Raw genomic sequence first — 19142 nt, 5'->3', positions numbered from 1 at the left:
GTGTATTGACAAACAATAAGCTATGACAAATTCAATTAAATGGGGAATGATTGGCGCGGGAGACGTTACCGAGGTGAAAAGTGGTCCCGCTTTTAAGAAAGTGCCACACTCCGATTTGGTGGCCGTCATGCGCCGTGATGCAGTTAAAGTGCAAGATTACGCCCGTCGCCACGGTATTCGTAAATGGTATACAGATGCGAAGCAATTGATCGATGATGAAGAAGTAAATGCTGTTTATATTGCCACGCCTCCAGATACCCACCTTCAATATTGCATGATGGCCCTACAAGCCGGAAAGGCAGTTTATGTCGAGAAACCTGTTACTTTAAATGTAGAAGAGGCGATGCGCTTAGCTAATTATGTGCAAAAGGTGGGAGGATGTTTATCTGTGGCGCATTATCGAAGAGAACAACCTTATTTTAAAAAAATTGTACAAATAATTGACGACGGACTTATCGGTGAACCGCTAGTGATATCATTACAGTTGCTGAAAAAGTCGTTGACCGAAGAGATGCTGCAAGATCCTAAAATAGCGTGGCGTTTAGATCCGGCCAAATCCGGCGGCGGCCTATTCCATGATTTGGCACCGCACCAACTGGACATCATCTATCGACTTTTTGGCCCTATTCAAAAAAGCGAAGGACTGGCTTTAAACCTAGGTAAGCGATATCCTGCCGACGATGTGGTAACCGGGCGGATTCTTTTTGAAAATGACGTACTTTTTAATGGTTTATGGGCTTTCAATGTAACAGAAGAGGTAGATCGATGTGAGATTTTCGGTAGCAAAGGTAAGCTGACTCTTTCTTTTTTTACGCCACATACAATTGAGTTAATGAATGGGGAGGGAGTGCAAGTCTTTCATTTCGAAGCGTTAAAGCATGTACAACAGCCAATGATCGAAGCAGTAGTTGGTTACCTACGCGGTGAACGTGGTAATCCCTGTAGCATAGATGATGCTTTAGAGGTTGCTACTATTATGCAGAACTTCACCAACAAATAAATTTATTAATGACTGCCGGATATAATAGGATTGCTTAAAAAGGAAGGATTTTCTTAATCAACTTTTCTTGATAAAAGTTGAGCAAAATCAAGGCCCGTGTAGGCTACCTTGCAACTGATGGCAAAGCATTACTGGCGCGTATTGGAGCCATTTCACTTCTTCAATCCGCTTGGGTACTGCAACATGAACAGACACACAAATGCTTTACTGCTCGTTGCCTCTGTATCCTCCAAGGCCGTTTTGTCCGACACTCTGGGCCCTATTGGCTGTCCGCAAAAACCCTACGTTCTGCTAAAATGTCGCCTAGGAAATTTGCGGTTTGCACGTTGATGCACTACCGTTGTAGCAAAGTTCCAAGCGACGAGCTTTCTTTGCTTCTTTATTTCGCGGAGAAAGAAAGAAGTTAAAATAATCCTTCTTTTAATATAAACACCTTCATCTGTATGTTAAAGGAGAACTGACCAACGGGAGTTCATTCCTATTCTACGGAAAGCCGATGGTCATATTTATTTTTCAGGTACCGGTATCGAAAGGTGAAAATAGCTGAATAAATTGCCGATATAACTGTTTGCTTTGCCGGCAGATTATGCTATCTATGTAGTTAAACTAAATGTATGATACCGTCAAGATATAAATCAGTGCTAATCTTATTTTTCAGTATTTTATTGTCAATAAAATTGGCGTTCTCTCAGCAAAAAGCGCTTCAACTATGGTATGACAGGCCTGCTACCGACTGGATGCGGGAGGCGCTTCCAATCGGAAATGGGTATATAGGCGCTATGTTTTTCGGAGGAATTGGTGAAGAGCAGATCCAATTCTCCGAGGGGTCACTTTGGTCCGGTGGTCCAGGTGCTAATCCAAATTATAACTTCGGAAACCGACCCAATGCCTGGAAATACCTTGGAGAGGTGAGAGCGCTGATTAAGCAGGGAAAATTAAAGGAGGCAAACGAACTCGTAGAGAAACAGATGACAGGCATGGCACCGGTTAAACTGGCTGGCGACAGTACAGATTGGGGCGATTATGGTGCCCAGCAAACAATGGGTGATTTATTTATTAAGGTAGGGCATGGATCGATCCCTGTACAGGATTACCGACGCACGTTGGATATACAAAGAGCAATCGGAAAGGTGTCCTACAGTGTGGCGGGAAATAAGTACCAACGTAGTTTTTTTGGCAGTTATCCCCAAGGCGTAATGATTTATAAGTTCACCTCCGATAAATCGGAGAGCTACACACTTCATTTTAGCACACCCCAATATAAAGAGAAGGAAAGTTTTGAAGGACTACGTTACTCCTGTGTAGGCTATGTGCCCAACAATAAGTTAGCTTTCGAAACGGCTTATCAACTGGTTACAGATGGTAGAGTAAAATACACTAACGGAACAGTATCCGTAGAGGAGGCGAAATCACTGCTTATTATTCATACGGCTGCAACTGCTTATAAGATGCAGTATCCGCATTATAACGGTAACGACTTTCGAGCCATTATCAAAAAGCGTTTAGATGCGGCCAAAGGAAAGAGTTATAAGCAACTCTTTCAGATACATCAAGAAGACTATCAGCCACTTTTTGATCGGGTATCCTTTCAATTACAGGGGAAATCAGCCGATCATTTACCGACTGATAAGCGACAGCAAGCCTTTTTCGAAGGTGCCGAAGATGTGGGTTTGGAGCAACTTTATTTTCAATATGGCCGGTATCTGATGATTGCTGCATCAAGGCCGGGAACCATGCCAATGCATTTGCAAGGGAAGTGGAACAACAGTGTAAATCCTCCTTGGGCAGCCGATTATCACACCAATATTAATGAACAGATGTTATATTGGCCGGCAGAGGTAACCAACCTTAGCGAATGCCACGAGCCTTTGATTGATTATATCGAAAGCTTGGTAGAACCGGGAAAAAAAAGTGCTCATGATTTCTTCCATACGAGGGGGTGGATCGTCAATACGATGAACAACGCTTTTGGTTATACCGCTGTAAATTGGGGGCTGCCTTGGGGTTTTTATCCCGCAGGTGCTGCATGGTTGACGCAGCATGTATGGGAGCATTACGCCTATACGCAGGATAAGGCATACTTGCGCAATCGAGCCTACCCTATAATGAAAGAGGCTGCTCGTTTCTGGATTGATTATCTGACACCCGATGAGAACGGGCACTTGGTGTCCTCGCCGTCTTATTCGCCTGAGCATGGTGGTATTTCAGGAGGAGCTTCCATGGACCATCAAATAGCGTGGGATATATTGAACAATTCACTTGAAGCTGCCATGGTGTTGGATGATAAAGCTTTTGCTGACACGGTACAACGTGTGCGGGATCGCATTTTACCTCCGCAAATAGGACGATGGGGCCAGCTGCAGGAGTGGAAAGAGGATGTGGATGATCCCAATAATAAACACCGGCATGTATCTCATCTTTTTGCATTGCACCCGGGACGTCAAATATCCCCTCTTAAAACACCTGAACTGGCAGAAGCGGCTAAAGTAAGTCTGGAAGCACGGGGTGATGAAGCAACCGGCTGGTCTTTAGGCTGGAAAGTGAATTTTTGGGCAAGACTTAAAAATGGTGATCGTGCTTTGAAACTGTATAAAATGGTTATTAAGCCCGCGGGTGCAACAAAGTCAAGTTCAGGCGCTATTAATTACGAGGGGGAGGGTTCAGGCTCTTATGCCAACTTATTGGATGCGCATCCACCCTTTCAGCTAGACGGAAATATGGGCGCTACGGCCGGTGTTGCGGAGATGCTATTGCAGTCACAAACAGGCGAAATCGAACTGTTACCTGCATTGCCAAAGAACTGGCCTACAGGGCGGATCAGCGGTTTGTGCGCGCGCGGCGGTTTTACCGTTAATTTAAATTGGGAAGCTGGACAATTAAAATCGGCAGAAATCATTGCAGACAAAAGTGGGCAAAAAACCTTAACATATAAAGGCAAAACAAAGGCTATCGATTTTGTTTCAGGGAAGAAATACCAGCTATCATTTCACGACTTTTGATAAATTGATAAAAAAAAGAAGCCCGAGCGTACTGTTCGGGCTTTTACTAACAGATTTTAATCTTTTTTCTTTATGGGTTTTGCACTAAAATCCCACCTGACGCCGTAATCTGCGATTCCGGAATATATTCGACAATGTCGTTAGATGTCGGTGCGACGATGGATTTAGGAGAGGCTCCTGAAAGATGTGTTCCTGGGTATTGACGGTTCAGAACAAGTCCATTTCGGAAAGTATCGAACTTGTTATGCCCTTCCCAAGCCAACTCCAATTGCCTCTCCTCCATCACGATATCAAAAACTGATTTGCCATCTAGATTAGTAAGGTTATACAAACCTGCTGCTGGAATGCCCGCGCGAGTTCGGATAATATTAACGTCGTCAAGTGCGGCTTGATTATTGCCTAATTTAGCGTTTGCTTCCGCACGGATTAAATAAATTTCTGCCAAGCGCGAGATTACGGGCGACCAAAGATGTCCTTGGCCTTCTTGCCCTGAACATTTCAAAATATAGTATTTTGGATATCCATTGCGCATTTCCATTTCCGAATCAATCAGTACCTTCTTTTCTTTACCTGCTACATTGATCCAATAATCGTAACTTCCGATGTTATTGCTTCGTTTGATGAGCGATTTGGTGGTTCCATCTTCGCTGTATTGATAGTCGTCACCTACTTTGGTAACTACTTTATGAGCGTAAGTATAATTGTCGGTTACATAGAGTGCCCAAAGGTTAGTAGAACCCGTCGTCTTCGGTGCTATAAACTTATTTCTTTGGTCTGACGGATATTTTCGAACCAGTTCGAGGTAAGGCCTTGAGGCATACATCTCTCCCCAGCCGGCGCCATCTATAGTCGCATACAAAGAACCTACAGTATACCAACCGTTATCAGGATAGTCAGTATCCTTCACAAAACGGATAGCAAAAATTGTTTCGCTATTTGATTCGGGCGTTATTGTCGTATAATTTGCTAGTTGAGATGTACCTAAAAGTGAGAATCGACCAGAGCTTAATACTTTATTCGCGTACGTAATGGCGTCTTGATTTTTTCCCTCATAAAGATAAATACGAGCTAAGAGCGCCTGTACTGCTTCGCGAGAGGCATAGATGTTTTCTTTACTTTGGGTAAAGAGGCTTTCTGCTTTTAATAGATCATTTTCGATTTGTGTGTAAACGTCACCTACAGTTGCTCTTGGAGGATTATCCATAGGATCGCTCGAAAGCTTCAATGGTACCGCTAAATTATCTAATCCTTGATTATAAGGCCGGCCAAATATATTGGTGAGATAAAAGTACAACATAGAGCGTATGTACAGGTTCTCAGCCAATAATTGCTGATCCTCGGGATTTGTGCTGTCCTGCAATTTTTCTATTACGATATTCGTTCCTACGATTATTTTGTACGATTGTTCCCATACATTGTTGACTCTTGAATTGGTAACCAATCGATTGTAATTATACGAATAGAATAAATTATCTGTTGTTGTTCCACTCAAAGCTACGTTGGTTCCAGGATATTCGGTAACACGATGCCAGTTTTCAACCCAGCCTTTAAGGCGACTGTAATTACCTAAAGTAACCGATCCTAAACTTCCTTCCAGGTTATCAAGCTCATCGGACGTGATGGCGTCATAAGGTTTTTTGTCTAAACTGCAGGCACTATTGAATGCAATGCAAGCAAGGAATATATATTTAAAGTATGTTTTCATGATCCACTACATTTAAAATGAAATATTGATACCTAAGGTAAAGCGCCTTGGGGCAGGATAAGTGCTGGTGGCGTCGCCTGCAACATTACCATTATCGGCTTGTCTTACACCTGTATAGAGAGCGGCTTCGGGATCTACACCCGAAAATTTCGTCAAGGTCCAGAGGTTGTCAGCGCTGATATAAGCGTCCAATGCTTTCAGTTTTAGCTTTTGGATAAATTTACTCGGTACGCGATATCCCAGAGTGATGTTCCGCATACGTAGAAAAGATGCGTCTTCTAGGTATCTTGAGGAGGTCTTATTGGAGTTCGTGCCACCATTATAAACCAAACGAGGATGGGTGGCATTTGGATTGTCCGGTGTCCATCTAGACCAACCATCTTGCAGAATCATTTGATTATAATAAGGGTAGGCACCGTCACTATCGAATAATTCACGTCCGCTAAAATAAGCATACGCTCCTTTATTGAATGCAAAACTGGCATTCAGGAAAAAATTTTTATACTGCATGGAGGAAGAGAACCCACCTGTAAAATCCGGAGTTGCAGTTCCAACAAACTGTAAAGTGGCTGCATTGTAGCTATTGGTGGTGGAAACAGCTCCTGTCGTGGGATCAATAACTTCCCAAAGGGGATCGCCATTTGCCGGATCTACTCCAATCCATTTACGCATATACCACGAATCAATATCTCTACCCTCTGCATAACGCTTGTTGCCGGCGGCTTGTTCTTTATGGTCCGCTAGCTCGACAATTTTATTTACATTTTTTGCAATATTGAAATCAATACGCCATTGAAAAGGATTCTCAGCATTGAAGATATTAGCACCGATACTGAATTCAATACCACGGTTACGGACGGCTCCAATATTGTCATAATATCCACTATAACCAGAAGTAACCGGTAATTGTACATAGTGTAGTAAGCCATCGGTGTTCTTATTATACAGGTCTAAAGTAAAGTCGAGTCGGTTGAGAAGGCCGAACTCAAATCCCAGATTGGCATCTTTAGAAGTTTCCCATGTAAGTCGTGGATTGCTCAATTGGTCCGGGTATGAGGCGGGCAGGCCATTATACTGTGCATCGAGCTTAAATAGATCATAGGAGCCATAATAGGTATTAGGAACGTTTCCTACTTTCCCATAGGACGCCCGCACACGTAAGTAATTTACAGTTTCAGTTTTAAAGAAAGCTTCCTCATGTACGTTCCAAGCAGCACTAAAAGCGTAGAAACTACCATACTGTCGTTCGCTACCGAAGCGCGAGGATCCGTCGTAGCGATAAGAAGCTTGAAGGTTGTAGCGGTCATCATAGCTATATGTTGCATTAATGATTCCGGATTGGGCCGAGTAGTCGTTTTTAGTTCCGCTGTAAGACCCAATGCTGGCAGCATTATCTAAAATTTCTGAGCCGGCAACGATACCATTTCCCGTTGCGGACTGGTCTTTATATTGATAATCCATGTATTCATAGGCAATAAAGCCACCAAAAGTATGCAAGCCAAAACTTTGATTGTATTTAAGCATTTGGTTCGTAAAGCGCACGATTCGCCGCGCAGAATTGTTGGTAATTCGACCTTCAGTGGATTGACCGGCTATGGATTTAGGATCCACATAAGACATACCGGTTGAGTTATAGTAAGCTACATTGTTCGTGGAAACATAGGAGAAATGATCTGAAAACTTATAATCAAAATCACCATTGAATTGGAAATCAAAGATGTCGGACTTTCCATAGTTATATTGCAAGTCATATAAGTAATTGCTCAGATCCCTTCCATACCATAGGGACGCCTCCTGTGCATTAACCAGTTTGCCGGAATAATCATAAGGATTGTCCCAAGGCATATTTAAGTACATTTGGTATAAATCATGCTGTCGGTCGTCGCTAGAAGTAAAGGTAGCGTTGATTTTCGGACGAATCGTTAATTTGTCGCTAATTTCATAATCCAAGTTCAGACGCCCGGCCCAACGCTCAAATTTATACCCTTTTACAGACCCTTCTTCAGCATAGTAATTTCCACCGGCATATAAGGTTGCCTTGTCTGACTTTCCTAAATACGTTATACTTAAATCATTAAGCTGACCAGCCTGCGAACCGTTTTTTACCCAATCATAGTCGGTGTTCAAGACATCGTCTGTAATGCCTGTATCTTCATTGAAAAGTTGAAACTGATCATACAATTGCCGACTATTCATCAGTTTGAATTTTCCTTGATTGAGATAGGTTAACCCGGTTTTCAAATTCGCTGTTAATTGTGAGGTACCGACTTCCTTAGCTCGTTTGGTGGTGACAACAATAACACCATTGCTACCGCGCGAACCGTATTGAGTTGTAGCAGCAGCATCTTTCAATACAGACATCGTTTCAATATCATTTGGATTGAGGTTAGGTGTGCCGTGGATAATAACCCCGTCGACAACCCAAAGCGGATCGACGCTGGATAGTATCGAACTTCTTCCGCGGATACGGATATTGGGATTATCACCGGGTCGCCCTGTGGCTGCAACAACATCCACGCCGGCAACTTTACCTTGGAGGAGGTTACTTACGCTGGGAGAGGACGCATCCTTCAGTTTTTCGGGAGCCACTGTTGCTACTGCGGCAGTGATGTTCCCTTTTTTCTGTGTAGAGTAACCGGTGACAACAATTTCATCTAATTGAGCCATGTCCTCCTGCATCGTTACGTTCATTGATCGGTCAACGACTACCTCTTTGGTTAGGTAACCGATGAAGGAAAAGCGTAAGGAGGCCTTGCCGGAGCTAACAGTTAGGCTAAATTGTCCGACTTCATTACTCTGCGTAGAAATTTTTTCATTGCCCACTTCCGAAATGGTGACACCCGGCAGGGGGATGCCTTGCTGATCTTGCACTGTTCCTACGACTTTCATTGTCTGTGCCCTAGAAGCATGAACTAGAAATACAAGGAATGTGCAGAATAAAATAAATTTACTCTTCATGGTTTTTAGTTTAGTTTTGATAAATCGGCCGCCGCAGGGGCATCTGTTATCGTAGTCCTTCTCTATTAATTAGTTGATCAAACTATACACCACTCAGAATACAACCGATAATGAGCGTATAGGCTAACAATGATAATCGTAAAAAAATAGCATTCAAAGCGACCGGAAAACACAATCGATTGCGTAAAAAAGCACAATCGATTGCGTAATTTGATGTTTCTCTAAAATTTTAGTACAACGTTTGAAATGCAGTTTTATCGCGGTTTTTGAACGAAATCTAAAACTTGTTTCGCCCTGTTGTGCAACATCTTGCTCTTGACGTCTCTAATTTTATCCCATCCATTGCAACGGATTATTGATAACCAATTGGGTTTAACCACCCCATAAAAACAAGGAGACCAAATTATGATGAAAACTTTTCCACAAAGGATTCTACATGTACTTTTTTACCATTTTAAATCGATAAGCCTGTTATTGGCTTGGCTTTTATTCTCTGTGGTATCCGCTGAAGCCCAACAAGGGATAACCGTAAAGGGTGTGGTCATCTCACAGACAGATCAGGCTCCCCTGTCTGGCGTAGCCGTCAAAGAAAAGGGAACAACCAATGGAATCAGTACGGACGACAAAGGGCAATTTGTGCTATCAAATGTTAAGCCCAATGCAACACTTACCTTTTCTTTTGTAGGCTACGTAACGCAAGAGCGGGTAGCACAGGCTCAAGAAGCAATTCGGGTGGAACTCGTAGCTGATATGGCTAATTTAGATGAAGTGGTCGTGGTGGGGTATGGAACTGTGCGTAAAAGAGATTTAACAGGTGCAGTTTCTCAGGTAAACACACAGAAGTTGGAAAACGAAGTGCCTGCGCAGTTGACAGATGTATTAAGAGGGAATGCTGCGGGAGTAAATGTGGGCTTCAGCGCCCGCGCCAAGGGAGGAGGTAGCTTACAAATTCGGGGTAGAACATCGCTAAATGCCGGGACATCACCGCTGATTGTAATGGATGGAGCCATTTATTATGGCGCATGGGAAGATATAAATCCTAACGACATTGAAACTGTGGATGTTTTAAAGGATGCGAGCTCTGCGGCTGTATTCGGAGCAAAATCTGCAACGGGGGTTATCATCGTCACTACTAAAAAAGGTAAAGAGGGAAAGCCGCTCATTAACATAAGCTCAAATGTCGGACTTGCTACGATGGCCGTTAACCAAAAAGTGTTCGATGCGTCTAGTTTCACGACATGGCGTTCTGATTACTTCAGAACGAGTAATCCGAAGGCCGAACCTTACCGATATAACGACCCGCGAACATTGCCCAGCGATATCAGCGTTGAAGAGTGGATGGGGTATGACGGAGCCAGTGGTGATCCTGTTCGCACTTGGTTGCGGCGCCTTAACATGCAGCCTGTCGAAATTGATAATTATATAGCGGGTAAAAGTGTAGATTGGTATGATCTCGCTTTTCAGAATGGACTACGCCAAGATCACAATATTAGTTTTTCAGGTAAGAATAAAGATATCTCTTATTATGTTGGAGCAGGATATTTAAATAATGAGGGGATCATTGTGAACGATCAGTATAAGACGATACGAACACGAGTCAATATTGAAGCGAATGTAACCAAGTTTCTGACGGTTGGTATGAATACGCAGTTTACTACTAAGAATGAAAGTGCAATCCCATACAATTGGGGCGCCATTACAAGCTTATCACCTTGGGGTAGCCGTTATGATGAGAACGGTAATCTGATGTGGCGGCCAAACAATGAAGCAAGCGGAGGTGTCAACTTGGGTTACGATGCTTTCTTTACCGACCGTTTATACCGAACAAATAGTTTGAATAGCACTATTTTTGGTCGTGTTAAACTCCCTTTTGGCATTACTTATCAATTGAATTTTACACCTCGTTTGGAGTTATTGGACCAATATAATGCACAAAGTGCAAAGCACGAAGAATGGGCGGGGTTTGGTGGTAGGGCGTCCAGAAGGCAACGGGAGACTTATTATTGGCAGGTGGATAATTTGTTAAAATGGGACCGAACTTTTAACGACATACACCGCTTCGATGTGACATTCTTAGTCAATGCGGAAAAGTTCCAACGCTGGGATAATACCATGACCAACGAAAATTTCGATCCTACGGATGAATTGGGATATCATGGTATTGGATCGGGAATAAAACCGATCATCAGTAGTAACGACCAATATAGTACCGGTGATGCCTTGATGGCCCGCTTGGTATATTCGTTGAAAGACAAATATATGTTCACCGGTACCTTTCGGCGCGATGGTTATTCTGCTTTCGGACAGCGCAATCCACGGGCCAATTTCGGCTCAGTGGCCGTAGGTTGGGTGTTCTCGGAGGAGGCGTTTTTTAAAAGTAAGTGGTTTAATTACGGGAAATTACGCTTCTCATGGGGTAGTAATGGTAATCGTGATCTGGGAGAAGACGGCTTATATAATGCGATCGCTGATTTAACCACTGGAAAGTACTTATATGTTTTGCCTGATGGAACAGTTATTCAGGCAAGTCAGCTTTGGGTGAATAGGATGCAAAATAAAAATTTGCGATGGGAACGGAATACGTCCTATAACGTGGGGCTTGATTTTGCTTTGTTTAATAATGTATTGGACGGTACGATTGAAGCTTATCAAATGAATTCAACGGATTTATTGGTTAGAAGAACCTTGCCTAATGTTTCCGGTTTCGACTGGGTGATGGATAATCTAGGAGAAGTGCAGAATCGTGGTTTCGAAATTACCCTCAACTCGAATAATATGCAGAGAGACAACTTTACATGGCGTACTACATTCAATTTCCAATTAAATAGAAATAAAATTTTACACATCTATCGCAACTTCGATAGCAATGGTAAGGAGGTAGATGATATCGCCAATAAATGGTTTATTGGGCATGCTATTGATGCCATTTGGGATTGGAAAGCGCTTGGGGTTTACCAGCTAGGACAAGAGGAGCTTGCAGCGAGGTATTCTTTGGTACCCGGAGACTACCGCCTAGAAGATGTGGATGACGATGGACGATTTACGAATGCAGATCGACAGTTTTTGGGGTATACCGAACCCCGATTTAGATGGTCACTTCGAAATGAATTTCAGATTTATAAGAATTTCTCTTTCTCCTTCATGATGTATTCGCTGTGGGGGCACAAAACTTCTTTTAATTGGTTGAAGAATAGAAATGGCTTTCCAGATCGGATGAACTCCTATGATTATCCTTACTGGACGCCTGAAAATCAATCAACGGAATGGGCCCGTATCGGTTCTAACGAAGGCAGCGCAACGGGTTTCAATGTCTATCGCGATCGGTCTTTCATCCGCTTGGATAATGTGTCGCTAGCCTATAACGTGCCCAGTGCCTGGACTGAGAAATACAAGATACGAAACTTAAGGCTTTATCTAAATGTGCGTAATGCTGCTCTATATACCAAAGAATGGCAATTCTGGGATCCGGAGTGGGATCCAAACGATGGTGCAGGGCCAACTCCACGTACCTTCACTTTTGGACTCGATGTAACGTTATAAAATTGCCTTTGATCAATCAAGAGATTAGAAGAGTTGGAGATTTAACAAAACTAGATGAAATGAAAAATCGTATTAAACCTTTATATATTGTTGTTAGCCTATTTGCCTGCATGCTACCGCAAGCATGTAAGAAAGAGTTTTTAGAGCCTAGGCCACTGTCATTCTTTACACCGGAAGAAACCTTTAAATCAGCGCAAGGTTTGTGGGCAACCTTAGTTTCTTGCGAGCGAAATATGCGTATTGAGTTTTTTGGCGATGCGCCTCCAATCGTTACCGAAGGTATCTTTTCGGAAATAGCAGTAGAGGGTACAACCGATAAGCCGGGCCCGGCGCAAAATCTCGATTTGGCTATTACGCCGGATGCTGAGTTGAACCATACCGACTATAATAAAATCGGTTGGTACTGGAATGAAGGATATCGTGGTATTCGCTATGCCAATACGGCCATTGTGAATATTGATAAACCGACGGACTACGCCTCGGAAGCGGAACGCAACCATCTCTTAGGGGCTGCTTATTTTCATCGAGCCGCTCGATATTATCGATTAACGCAACAATTTGGGGATGTTCCTTTGATTCTTAATGTATTGGATGAACCTAAATTGGATTTCTACAGTACCAAACGAGAAGTCATTCTTCACAAAATGAAGCAAGATCTTGAATTTGCACAAGAATGGGTGCCTGATGACGTGAACAAAGGACAAGTTACCAAGGGAGCGGTGAGTCATTTATTAACGAAAGTAAACTTGGCTTTAGGCTTATTTGATGATGCCATTGCTTCAGCCAGTCGCGTTATTGATGGCGGTCGGTATCGGCTTATGACCGATCGCTTCGGTACCGACGCCGGTGATCCTACCAAAAATGTGATATGGGATTTACATCGACCTGAGAATAAATCGTTAGCTTCTAATACCGAAGCGCTTATGCTTGTTATTGACCGTCTGAATATCGACGGAAATTTTGATGGGGGTAGTCAAACCATGCGAAACACGGTTCCTTTTTGGGCCAATTCAGGAATTGTTACGCCAAGTGGCCGTGGTGGTACTTCGGATACAAAGGGGATCGAAATTGACCAGGTAACAGCCTATGGAAGAGGAATCGGCCGTTTACGTCCAACTTATTATAGTCAAAAGGGGCTTTGGACAGACGCGAACGATCTTCGACATGCACCCGGTAATTGGATGGATATGGAAGACCTCGTTTACAATCACCCCAATTTGAAACGAGATAATGACCCTTATTATGGGAAGCATCTTCAGCTGCGTAACGAAGCCGGGAAGTTATTGTCGAGCGACACGATTCGCCAATGGTTTGGATGGCCCCATTACAAACTGTACATAGAAGATCCGAATCGCGTACAACCTGCCGGCGGAAATACGGATTGGTATGTCTTTCGGTTAGCAGAGACTTATCTGCTACGTGCGGAAGCCTATTTTTGGAAAGGTGATTTGGCAAGTGCCGCTAACGATATTAACAAAGTACGTATACGGGCGCAAGCCGCTCCCATTTCGGTAGCAGACGTCAATATAGGAACCATCTTGGACGAACGTGCACGCGAATTGTATTATGAAGAACCGCGGAAGACAGAATTGACACGCATTGCTTATATCTTTGCGATGACCGGAAAAGTGGCAGAGAATGGGAAGTCATATACCTTGCAGGCTTTTTCAACAGACAATTACTTTTATGATCGTATTTTGGCCAAGAGCGATTTTTATAATAAGGGCGTAACTACCAATTTGGGGATTACTTATAAAATTAGTCCGTATCACGTATTATGGCCTATTCCGATTAGCGCTATTAACGCCAATCCAATGGGGCATATCAATCAAAATCAAGGTTATGCGGGCTCGGAAAGCAATATTCCACCTTTGGAGGAAATCCCGGCTGAAGGAAATAATTAGTGGATGTCATATAGTTGATTTTATGAAGAAAGACCTATATTTAAAGAGAAAACTAACCAAGCAGTGATGAAAAATTATCTTTTATTGACGTATTTATTATGCTGTTTTACTTACGGTTTCGCACAGCAGGCCGTTAGGAAAGATGGTGTGCTGAAGTTAATGGATGCAAAGGGACACTATTTACTGGGCTATCAGTATGAAATCTTAAGCCCTCCCCCCGGAGTTGACGCGGCGTTCAAGCGAGCTGGTTTTATCCATCCTCTTAATACTTTGTCCGGAAAAACATTGACACGCATTCAGCCATCCGATCATTACCATCATTTTGGATTATGGAATCCTTGGACACGAATTGCTTATAAAGGCAAGGTGTACGATTTATGGAATATTGGAGATAAACAGGGGACCATCAGATCTCAAGGGGTGGAGGAAATAAAAAGTAAAGGGAAGACGATTGGGTTCAAAGCCAAACACGCGCATATTATATTCCCACAGTCAGAAAAAGAAGTGCAGATTTTGGACGAAAGCTGGGAGGCGCACATTTCACCTATTGATGATAAAAGGTATAGCTGCGATTTGACGTCAACACTCCAAGTCGTTGGACAAGACACCGTCGTGTTAAAGGCATATCGTTATGCTGGCCTTGGCTTTCGCGCAAGTGAGCAGTGGACTAATAAGAACAGTAAAATCATTACTTCAGAGGGAAACGACCGTAAAACAGCCGATGGCTCTTTAGCACGTTGGGTAATCGCTGAAGGAGATCTTGATGGATCATCTGCAGGGCTCCTTTTCTTGTCTTCTCCTGAGAATTATAATCATCCGGAGCCCATTCGTGTATGGCCGGAACAAGAGAATAAAGGGAGAGGGGATGTGTTTGTAAATTTTTCACCAACTAAAAATAAAGATTGGGTGCTAGTTCCCGGGAAGAAATACATACTCCGTTATCGAATGATTGTATTTGATGGTGAAATGGAACCGACAGAAGCGGAGAAATTTTGGAAAAAATTTACGGGGCAGTAGAAAATAGTTAATTGGAGTTAGTAGGGAGTAGGGAATAGTTAATGAGCCGATGAGTTAATTAGCCGATGAGCCAATGTGATAATGAGAGGCTAGCGCGACTGAAAGCTCGTTAATTATTCGTAAGTGTTTGCTTTTTCGGTACTCATGGGGCTCCCTACGGTCGGTTAGCCGATGAGTTAATGAGCAGATGTGATAATGAGCCAATTAGCTGGTTTAGGTTGATCGTTAAGTCGTGCTTAAAGCTTATTGCTTATAGCCTACAGCTTTAAAAGCTGAAGCTACTTAGAGTTCTTTAAAATAATGGAGTTTACAAGGGAGTGAGATAAGCTTTGGCTTGCGGGACTGATGCGGATTTTTGATCATATCAAGAAGTAGCGAACCTGCTTTGACGCCAATCTGGAAAGGTTGTTCTTTTAAGGAGGCAAGCGGTGGTCTTTCGAAATGGCTAAAAAGAGGCAATGCACCATAGCCGATCAGTTCTGTTATAAGATATCGATTGGGGAATTCTGTACGTAGGCAGGTCATAATATCGAGCATCAGGTAGTCTTTAAACAATAGCATCGCTGTTGGTGGATCCGTTAGTCGCATAAGCTTTCGTAAGACCTTATAGTTATCGGTTGTTGTTAGATCGCTTTCGCATATCAATTCTTGATCAGGAGATAGACCATTTTTAAGTAATCCGTCACGATAGCCGAGGTATCGATCCCGACTGGTTGTCCAATGTGATGGTCCGTTAATAATGGCAATACGCTGATGGCCTCTCGATACAAAAAGGTCTACGGCGTCTTTAGCGGCGTGGTATACATCGCTACTTACACAGCTATAGGTTTCATTGACAGGTTTTCGTGCAAAAAACATGACGGGTATCCCCGCACGTTCCAGTTTTCGCAAATGATCGAGGTTGCTTGTCTCTTTCGACATGGCAATTAACAATCCATCAATGCGGTTGCCCTGCATCACTGACACGAGTTCTTTTTCGCGCTGGAGGCTTTCCTGATTTTGGCCTATCAGTACAGTGTAGTGCGCTTTGGATGCAACTTCCTCAAAGCCATTTACGGCATGTATGTAGAAATGATCGAGCAATGTGGGAACGATAATGCCCAAAGTAAATGTTTTTTGCTGCTTAAATTGAATGGCTGTAATGTTTGGCGTATAATCAAGCTGCTTTGCCATGGCCAACACACGCTCTTTGGTAATGGCTCCTATATTTGGATGATTATGCAGGGCCTTTGATACCGTCGATATGGATACCTTAAGTGCTTTAGCGATATCTTTAATCGTAGCAGGTTTATTAGGCATGACTAGAAATTTAAAGTTGACGCAAAGAAATATATATGTTTTGGAAACGCTTAATTTCGGTAATCTCTTTTTTACGACATCGTTATCGTTAATTTTTAATGACATCCGTGGTGTAAAACCGTTCGGCTATACTTAATATTGTGGATCATGGAGGATGTTCATGGCTATCTTCGTCTAGCCTCGTGTTAAGCCAAACATAGACTATCAAAAATGAAACCAATGTAAATTGTACTATATTTATGAAAAGGCTAATAAGTATTCATTTGTTCCTCTTCTTGTGTTTACCAACATTCTTGAAAGCGATGCAGACCATCGTTTGGAAGGATGTAAAAGTGCTGGTTTATACCAAAAACGGTAAGGGCTTTGTTCACGACAATATCGAAAACTCCAAAAAAGCCCTACAGGAGATAGCAGCCTCTACAGGCTTCAAGGTTGATTTTAGCGAGAATCCGGCAGATTTTACGGATGAGAGATTAAAACAGTATGATGTATTAATCTTCTCTAACACAAATAATGACGTTTTCGATAACGACAAGCAACGGCTTGCCTTGATGCGCTACATTCAGGCGGGTGGTGCTTTTGTCGGCATTCATTCTGCATCTGGAACCGAGCGTAACTGGCCCTGGTTTAAACGCTTGCTAGGTGGGACTTTCGACTGGCACGAACCCGGACAAGCCTTTGATGTACTGCTTATCCAGCAGGATCACCCTTCTGTATCGCATTTGCCTGTTAGATGGAAGCGAGCAAAAGATGAATGTTATTATTTAAAGGAAATGGAGGTGAATCTGCAAGTGATTGCGGTTAATGACCTCAACACAATAGATAAAGTGCGCGAACGAAGACCTATCACCTTCGGTAATAAGTTTCCATCCGTTTGGTGTCATGAATTTGACGGTGGACGGGCTTGGTATACGTCATTAGGACATCAGAAGGAAGATTATGATGATGCTGCCTTTCGGAAGCATATTTTGGGAGGCATCCAATGGGCTATAGGCGAACAAAGGGAGCGAGACTACAGTAAAGCTAAGGCTCAACGTGTTGAAAGAGCGATTAACCAGCTTGCTAAGTGATGGAAAGATGAAAAAGCCAATCGAATTATAGAACTAAATATGATAAGATATGAACAAAAACCAATTAAACCGTCGTTCATTCATTAAAAAATCGGCGAAAGGTTCTGCTGTATTACTTGCAGCAACGGCGTTTCCAACAATTGTACCAGCTTCTGTTTTTGGAAAAAATGCGCCTAGTAATCGCATTCATATAGGCCAAATAGGCTTTGGTAGAATAGGTATGACGCATGATCTGCCGGAAGTAATGAAACATGATTATGTACATGTAGTGGCTGTTGCTGATTTTGATAGCAATCGACTGAAGCAAGGTAAAGCCTGGATAGAAAAGAAGCATACGGACAAATTTGGAAAATCTATTGATGTAAAGACCTATGATGATTACAAAGACTTAATTGCTGCAAAGGATATAGATGCTGTTGTCATTAGTACTCCCGATCACTGGCATGCACAACCGGCTATGGAAGCCGCGCTGGCAGGTAAACATATTTATTTACAGAAGCCAACGGCTTTAACCATTGCCGAAGGTAGAACCATGGCCGATGCGGTGAAAAAATCAGGGGTAGTCTTTCAACTTGGAACGCAACAACGGTCCATGAACCCTTGGCCTCAATTTAAACGGACCTGCGAATTAGTTAGAAATGGCCGTATCGGTGAACTTAAGCGAATCCAAATCGGATTGCCCATCGATCCTGCCGGAGGCAACACAGCGCAAATGCCGGTTCCCCCAAATTTAGATTATGACAAGTGGTTGGGATCGACTCCTTATGTATATTATACCAAAGATCGCGTCCATTCTCAAACGGAAATTGACGGCGAACGGCCGGGCTGGTTGCGCTGCGAGCAGTTCTGTGCCGGCATGATTACCGGTTGGGGCGTTCATCACTTCGATATAGCACATTGGGGCATGGACCAGGAACTCGGAGGTCCACTTGAAGTTGAGGGAAAGGCGGAGTTTCCGACAAGTGGTCTGTGGGACGTACATGGTAAATATGAGATTCATGCGCTTTATCCCAATAAGGTGCAAGTGGAAGTGCGTGATACTTTTCCGAATGGGGTTCGTTTCGAAGGGACGGATGGGTGGATTTTCGTTTCCCGTGGAAACGTTGGTGTTACCGCCACCGATCCTACCGCTTCCGCCAGCGGTGAAGAAAATAAAGCTTTCTACGCAAGTGACAAAAAAATATTAACTTCGAAAATAGGACCTAATGAGATACATCTTTATGAAAGTCCTGAACAACATACCAATTGGCTCGAATGCATTAAAAATGGTAAAGAGACAATTAGCCCGGTAGAGGTGGCGCAACGTGTTGGCTCGGCTTGTATCGTGGCACACACAGCCATGAAACTGGGCAAGAAGTTAACCTGGGATAATAAAACAGAACGTTTTATTGGTGACGAAAAGGCGAATGCAACCTTCGCTAGACCGCAGCGTTTTCCTTATGGAACTAATTATGTGAAAGGGTGAATAAATTCAGAAGTAAAAATTCAAAATTAAAAATTCAAAAGCCTGCCTCCCGGAGGGATGGTAAAAATGCCGAAGGGCTCATTGATACCTTAAAAAACTAACAAAGCATCAATAACCCCGAAGGGCTCATTGATACCTTAAAAAACTAACAAAGCATCAATAATTCAAAAGCAAAAAGCGCGACG

The 19142-nt window shown here is 42.9% G+C and carries 10 protein-coding genes; 7 read left to right on the top strand and 3 right to left on the bottom strand.

The genetic code is table 11. The features are described 5' to 3' along the window. Positions 1–22: 22 nt before the first annotated feature. Together QT327_RS00305 and QT327_RS00300 are read left to right on the top strand one after the other, a co-directional pair. Complete coding sequence (locus tag QT327_RS00305) at positions 23–1000, top strand: Gfo/Idh/MocA family protein (protein WP_130858096.1); 978 nt, start codon at positions 23–25, stop codon at positions 998–1000. Positions 1001–1614: 614 nt separating this feature from the next. Next, the gene (locus tag QT327_RS00300) at positions 1615–3999 is read left to right on the top strand and encodes a glycoside hydrolase family 95 protein (RefSeq protein WP_130858095.1); all 2385 of its coding nucleotides are present in this window, start codon (positions 1615–1617) and stop codon (positions 3997–3999) included. A 70-nt stretch (positions 4000–4069) separates the two neighbouring features. Here QT327_RS00300 and QT327_RS00295 read toward each other — a convergent pair whose 3' ends face one another. Continuing rightward, on the bottom strand, positions 4070–5704 hold the full coding sequence (locus tag QT327_RS00295; protein WP_013663943.1) for a RagB/SusD family nutrient uptake outer membrane protein: 1635 nt from the start codon (positions 5702–5704) through the stop codon (positions 4070–4072). A gap of 12 nt (positions 5705–5716) precedes the next feature. Further along, positions 5717–8662, bottom strand: a complete 2946-nt coding sequence (locus QT327_RS00290) for a SusC/RagA family TonB-linked outer membrane protein (protein WP_149104978.1) — start codon at positions 8660–8662, stop codon at positions 5717–5719. A gap of 405 nt (positions 8663–9067) precedes the next feature. Between QT327_RS00290 and QT327_RS00285 the strand changes: the two genes are divergently transcribed. The 3 genes from QT327_RS00285 (at position 9068) to QT327_RS00275 (ending at position 15123) form a co-directional block, all read left to right on the top strand. Then, complete coding sequence (locus QT327_RS00285) at positions 9068–12202, top strand: SusC/RagA family TonB-linked outer membrane protein (RefSeq protein WP_130858093.1); 3135 nt, start codon at positions 9068–9070, stop codon at positions 12200–12202. Positions 12203–12261: 59 nt separating this feature from the next. Then, positions 12262–14106 carry a RagB/SusD family nutrient uptake outer membrane protein gene (locus tag QT327_RS00280; RefSeq protein ID WP_013663940.1) on the top strand — a complete coding sequence of 615 codons (1845 nt, stop codon included), beginning with the start codon at positions 12262–12264 and terminating at the stop codon, positions 14104–14106. A 66-nt stretch (positions 14107–14172) separates the two neighbouring features. Further along, positions 14173–15123: a DUF6807 domain-containing protein gene (locus QT327_RS00275; protein ID WP_130858092.1), complete on the top strand. Its 951-nt coding sequence runs from the start codon at positions 14173–14175 to the stop codon at positions 15121–15123. Positions 15124–15405: 282 nt separating this feature from the next. Here the strand turns inward: QT327_RS00275 and QT327_RS00270 are convergent, their stop codons facing one another. Next, complete coding sequence (locus QT327_RS00270; RefSeq protein WP_013663938.1) at positions 15406–16422, bottom strand: LacI family DNA-binding transcriptional regulator; 1017 nt, start codon at positions 16420–16422, stop codon at positions 15406–15408. Positions 16423–16661: 239 nt separating this feature from the next. Between QT327_RS00270 and QT327_RS00265 the strand changes: the two genes are divergently transcribed. Both QT327_RS00265 and QT327_RS00260 read left to right on the top strand, forming a co-directional pair. After that, complete coding sequence (locus tag QT327_RS00265; RefSeq protein WP_041387056.1) at positions 16662–17492, top strand: ThuA domain-containing protein; 831 nt, start codon at positions 16662–16664, stop codon at positions 17490–17492. A gap of 49 nt (positions 17493–17541) precedes the next feature. Then, positions 17542–18957: a Gfo/Idh/MocA family protein gene (locus QT327_RS00260; RefSeq protein WP_130858091.1), complete on the top strand. Its 1416-nt coding sequence runs from the start codon at positions 17542–17544 to the stop codon at positions 18955–18957. Positions 18958–19142 lie beyond the last annotated feature (185 nt).

Origin of the sequence: Olivibacter sp. 47 (assembly GCF_030372825.1) — a bacterium.
Lineage (GTDB): Bacteria > Bacteroidota > Bacteroidia > Sphingobacteriales > Sphingobacteriaceae > Olivibacter > Olivibacter oleidegradans.
Note: the sequence above shows the minus strand (reverse complement) of the source record. Positions and strands in the feature narration are given on the sequence as shown.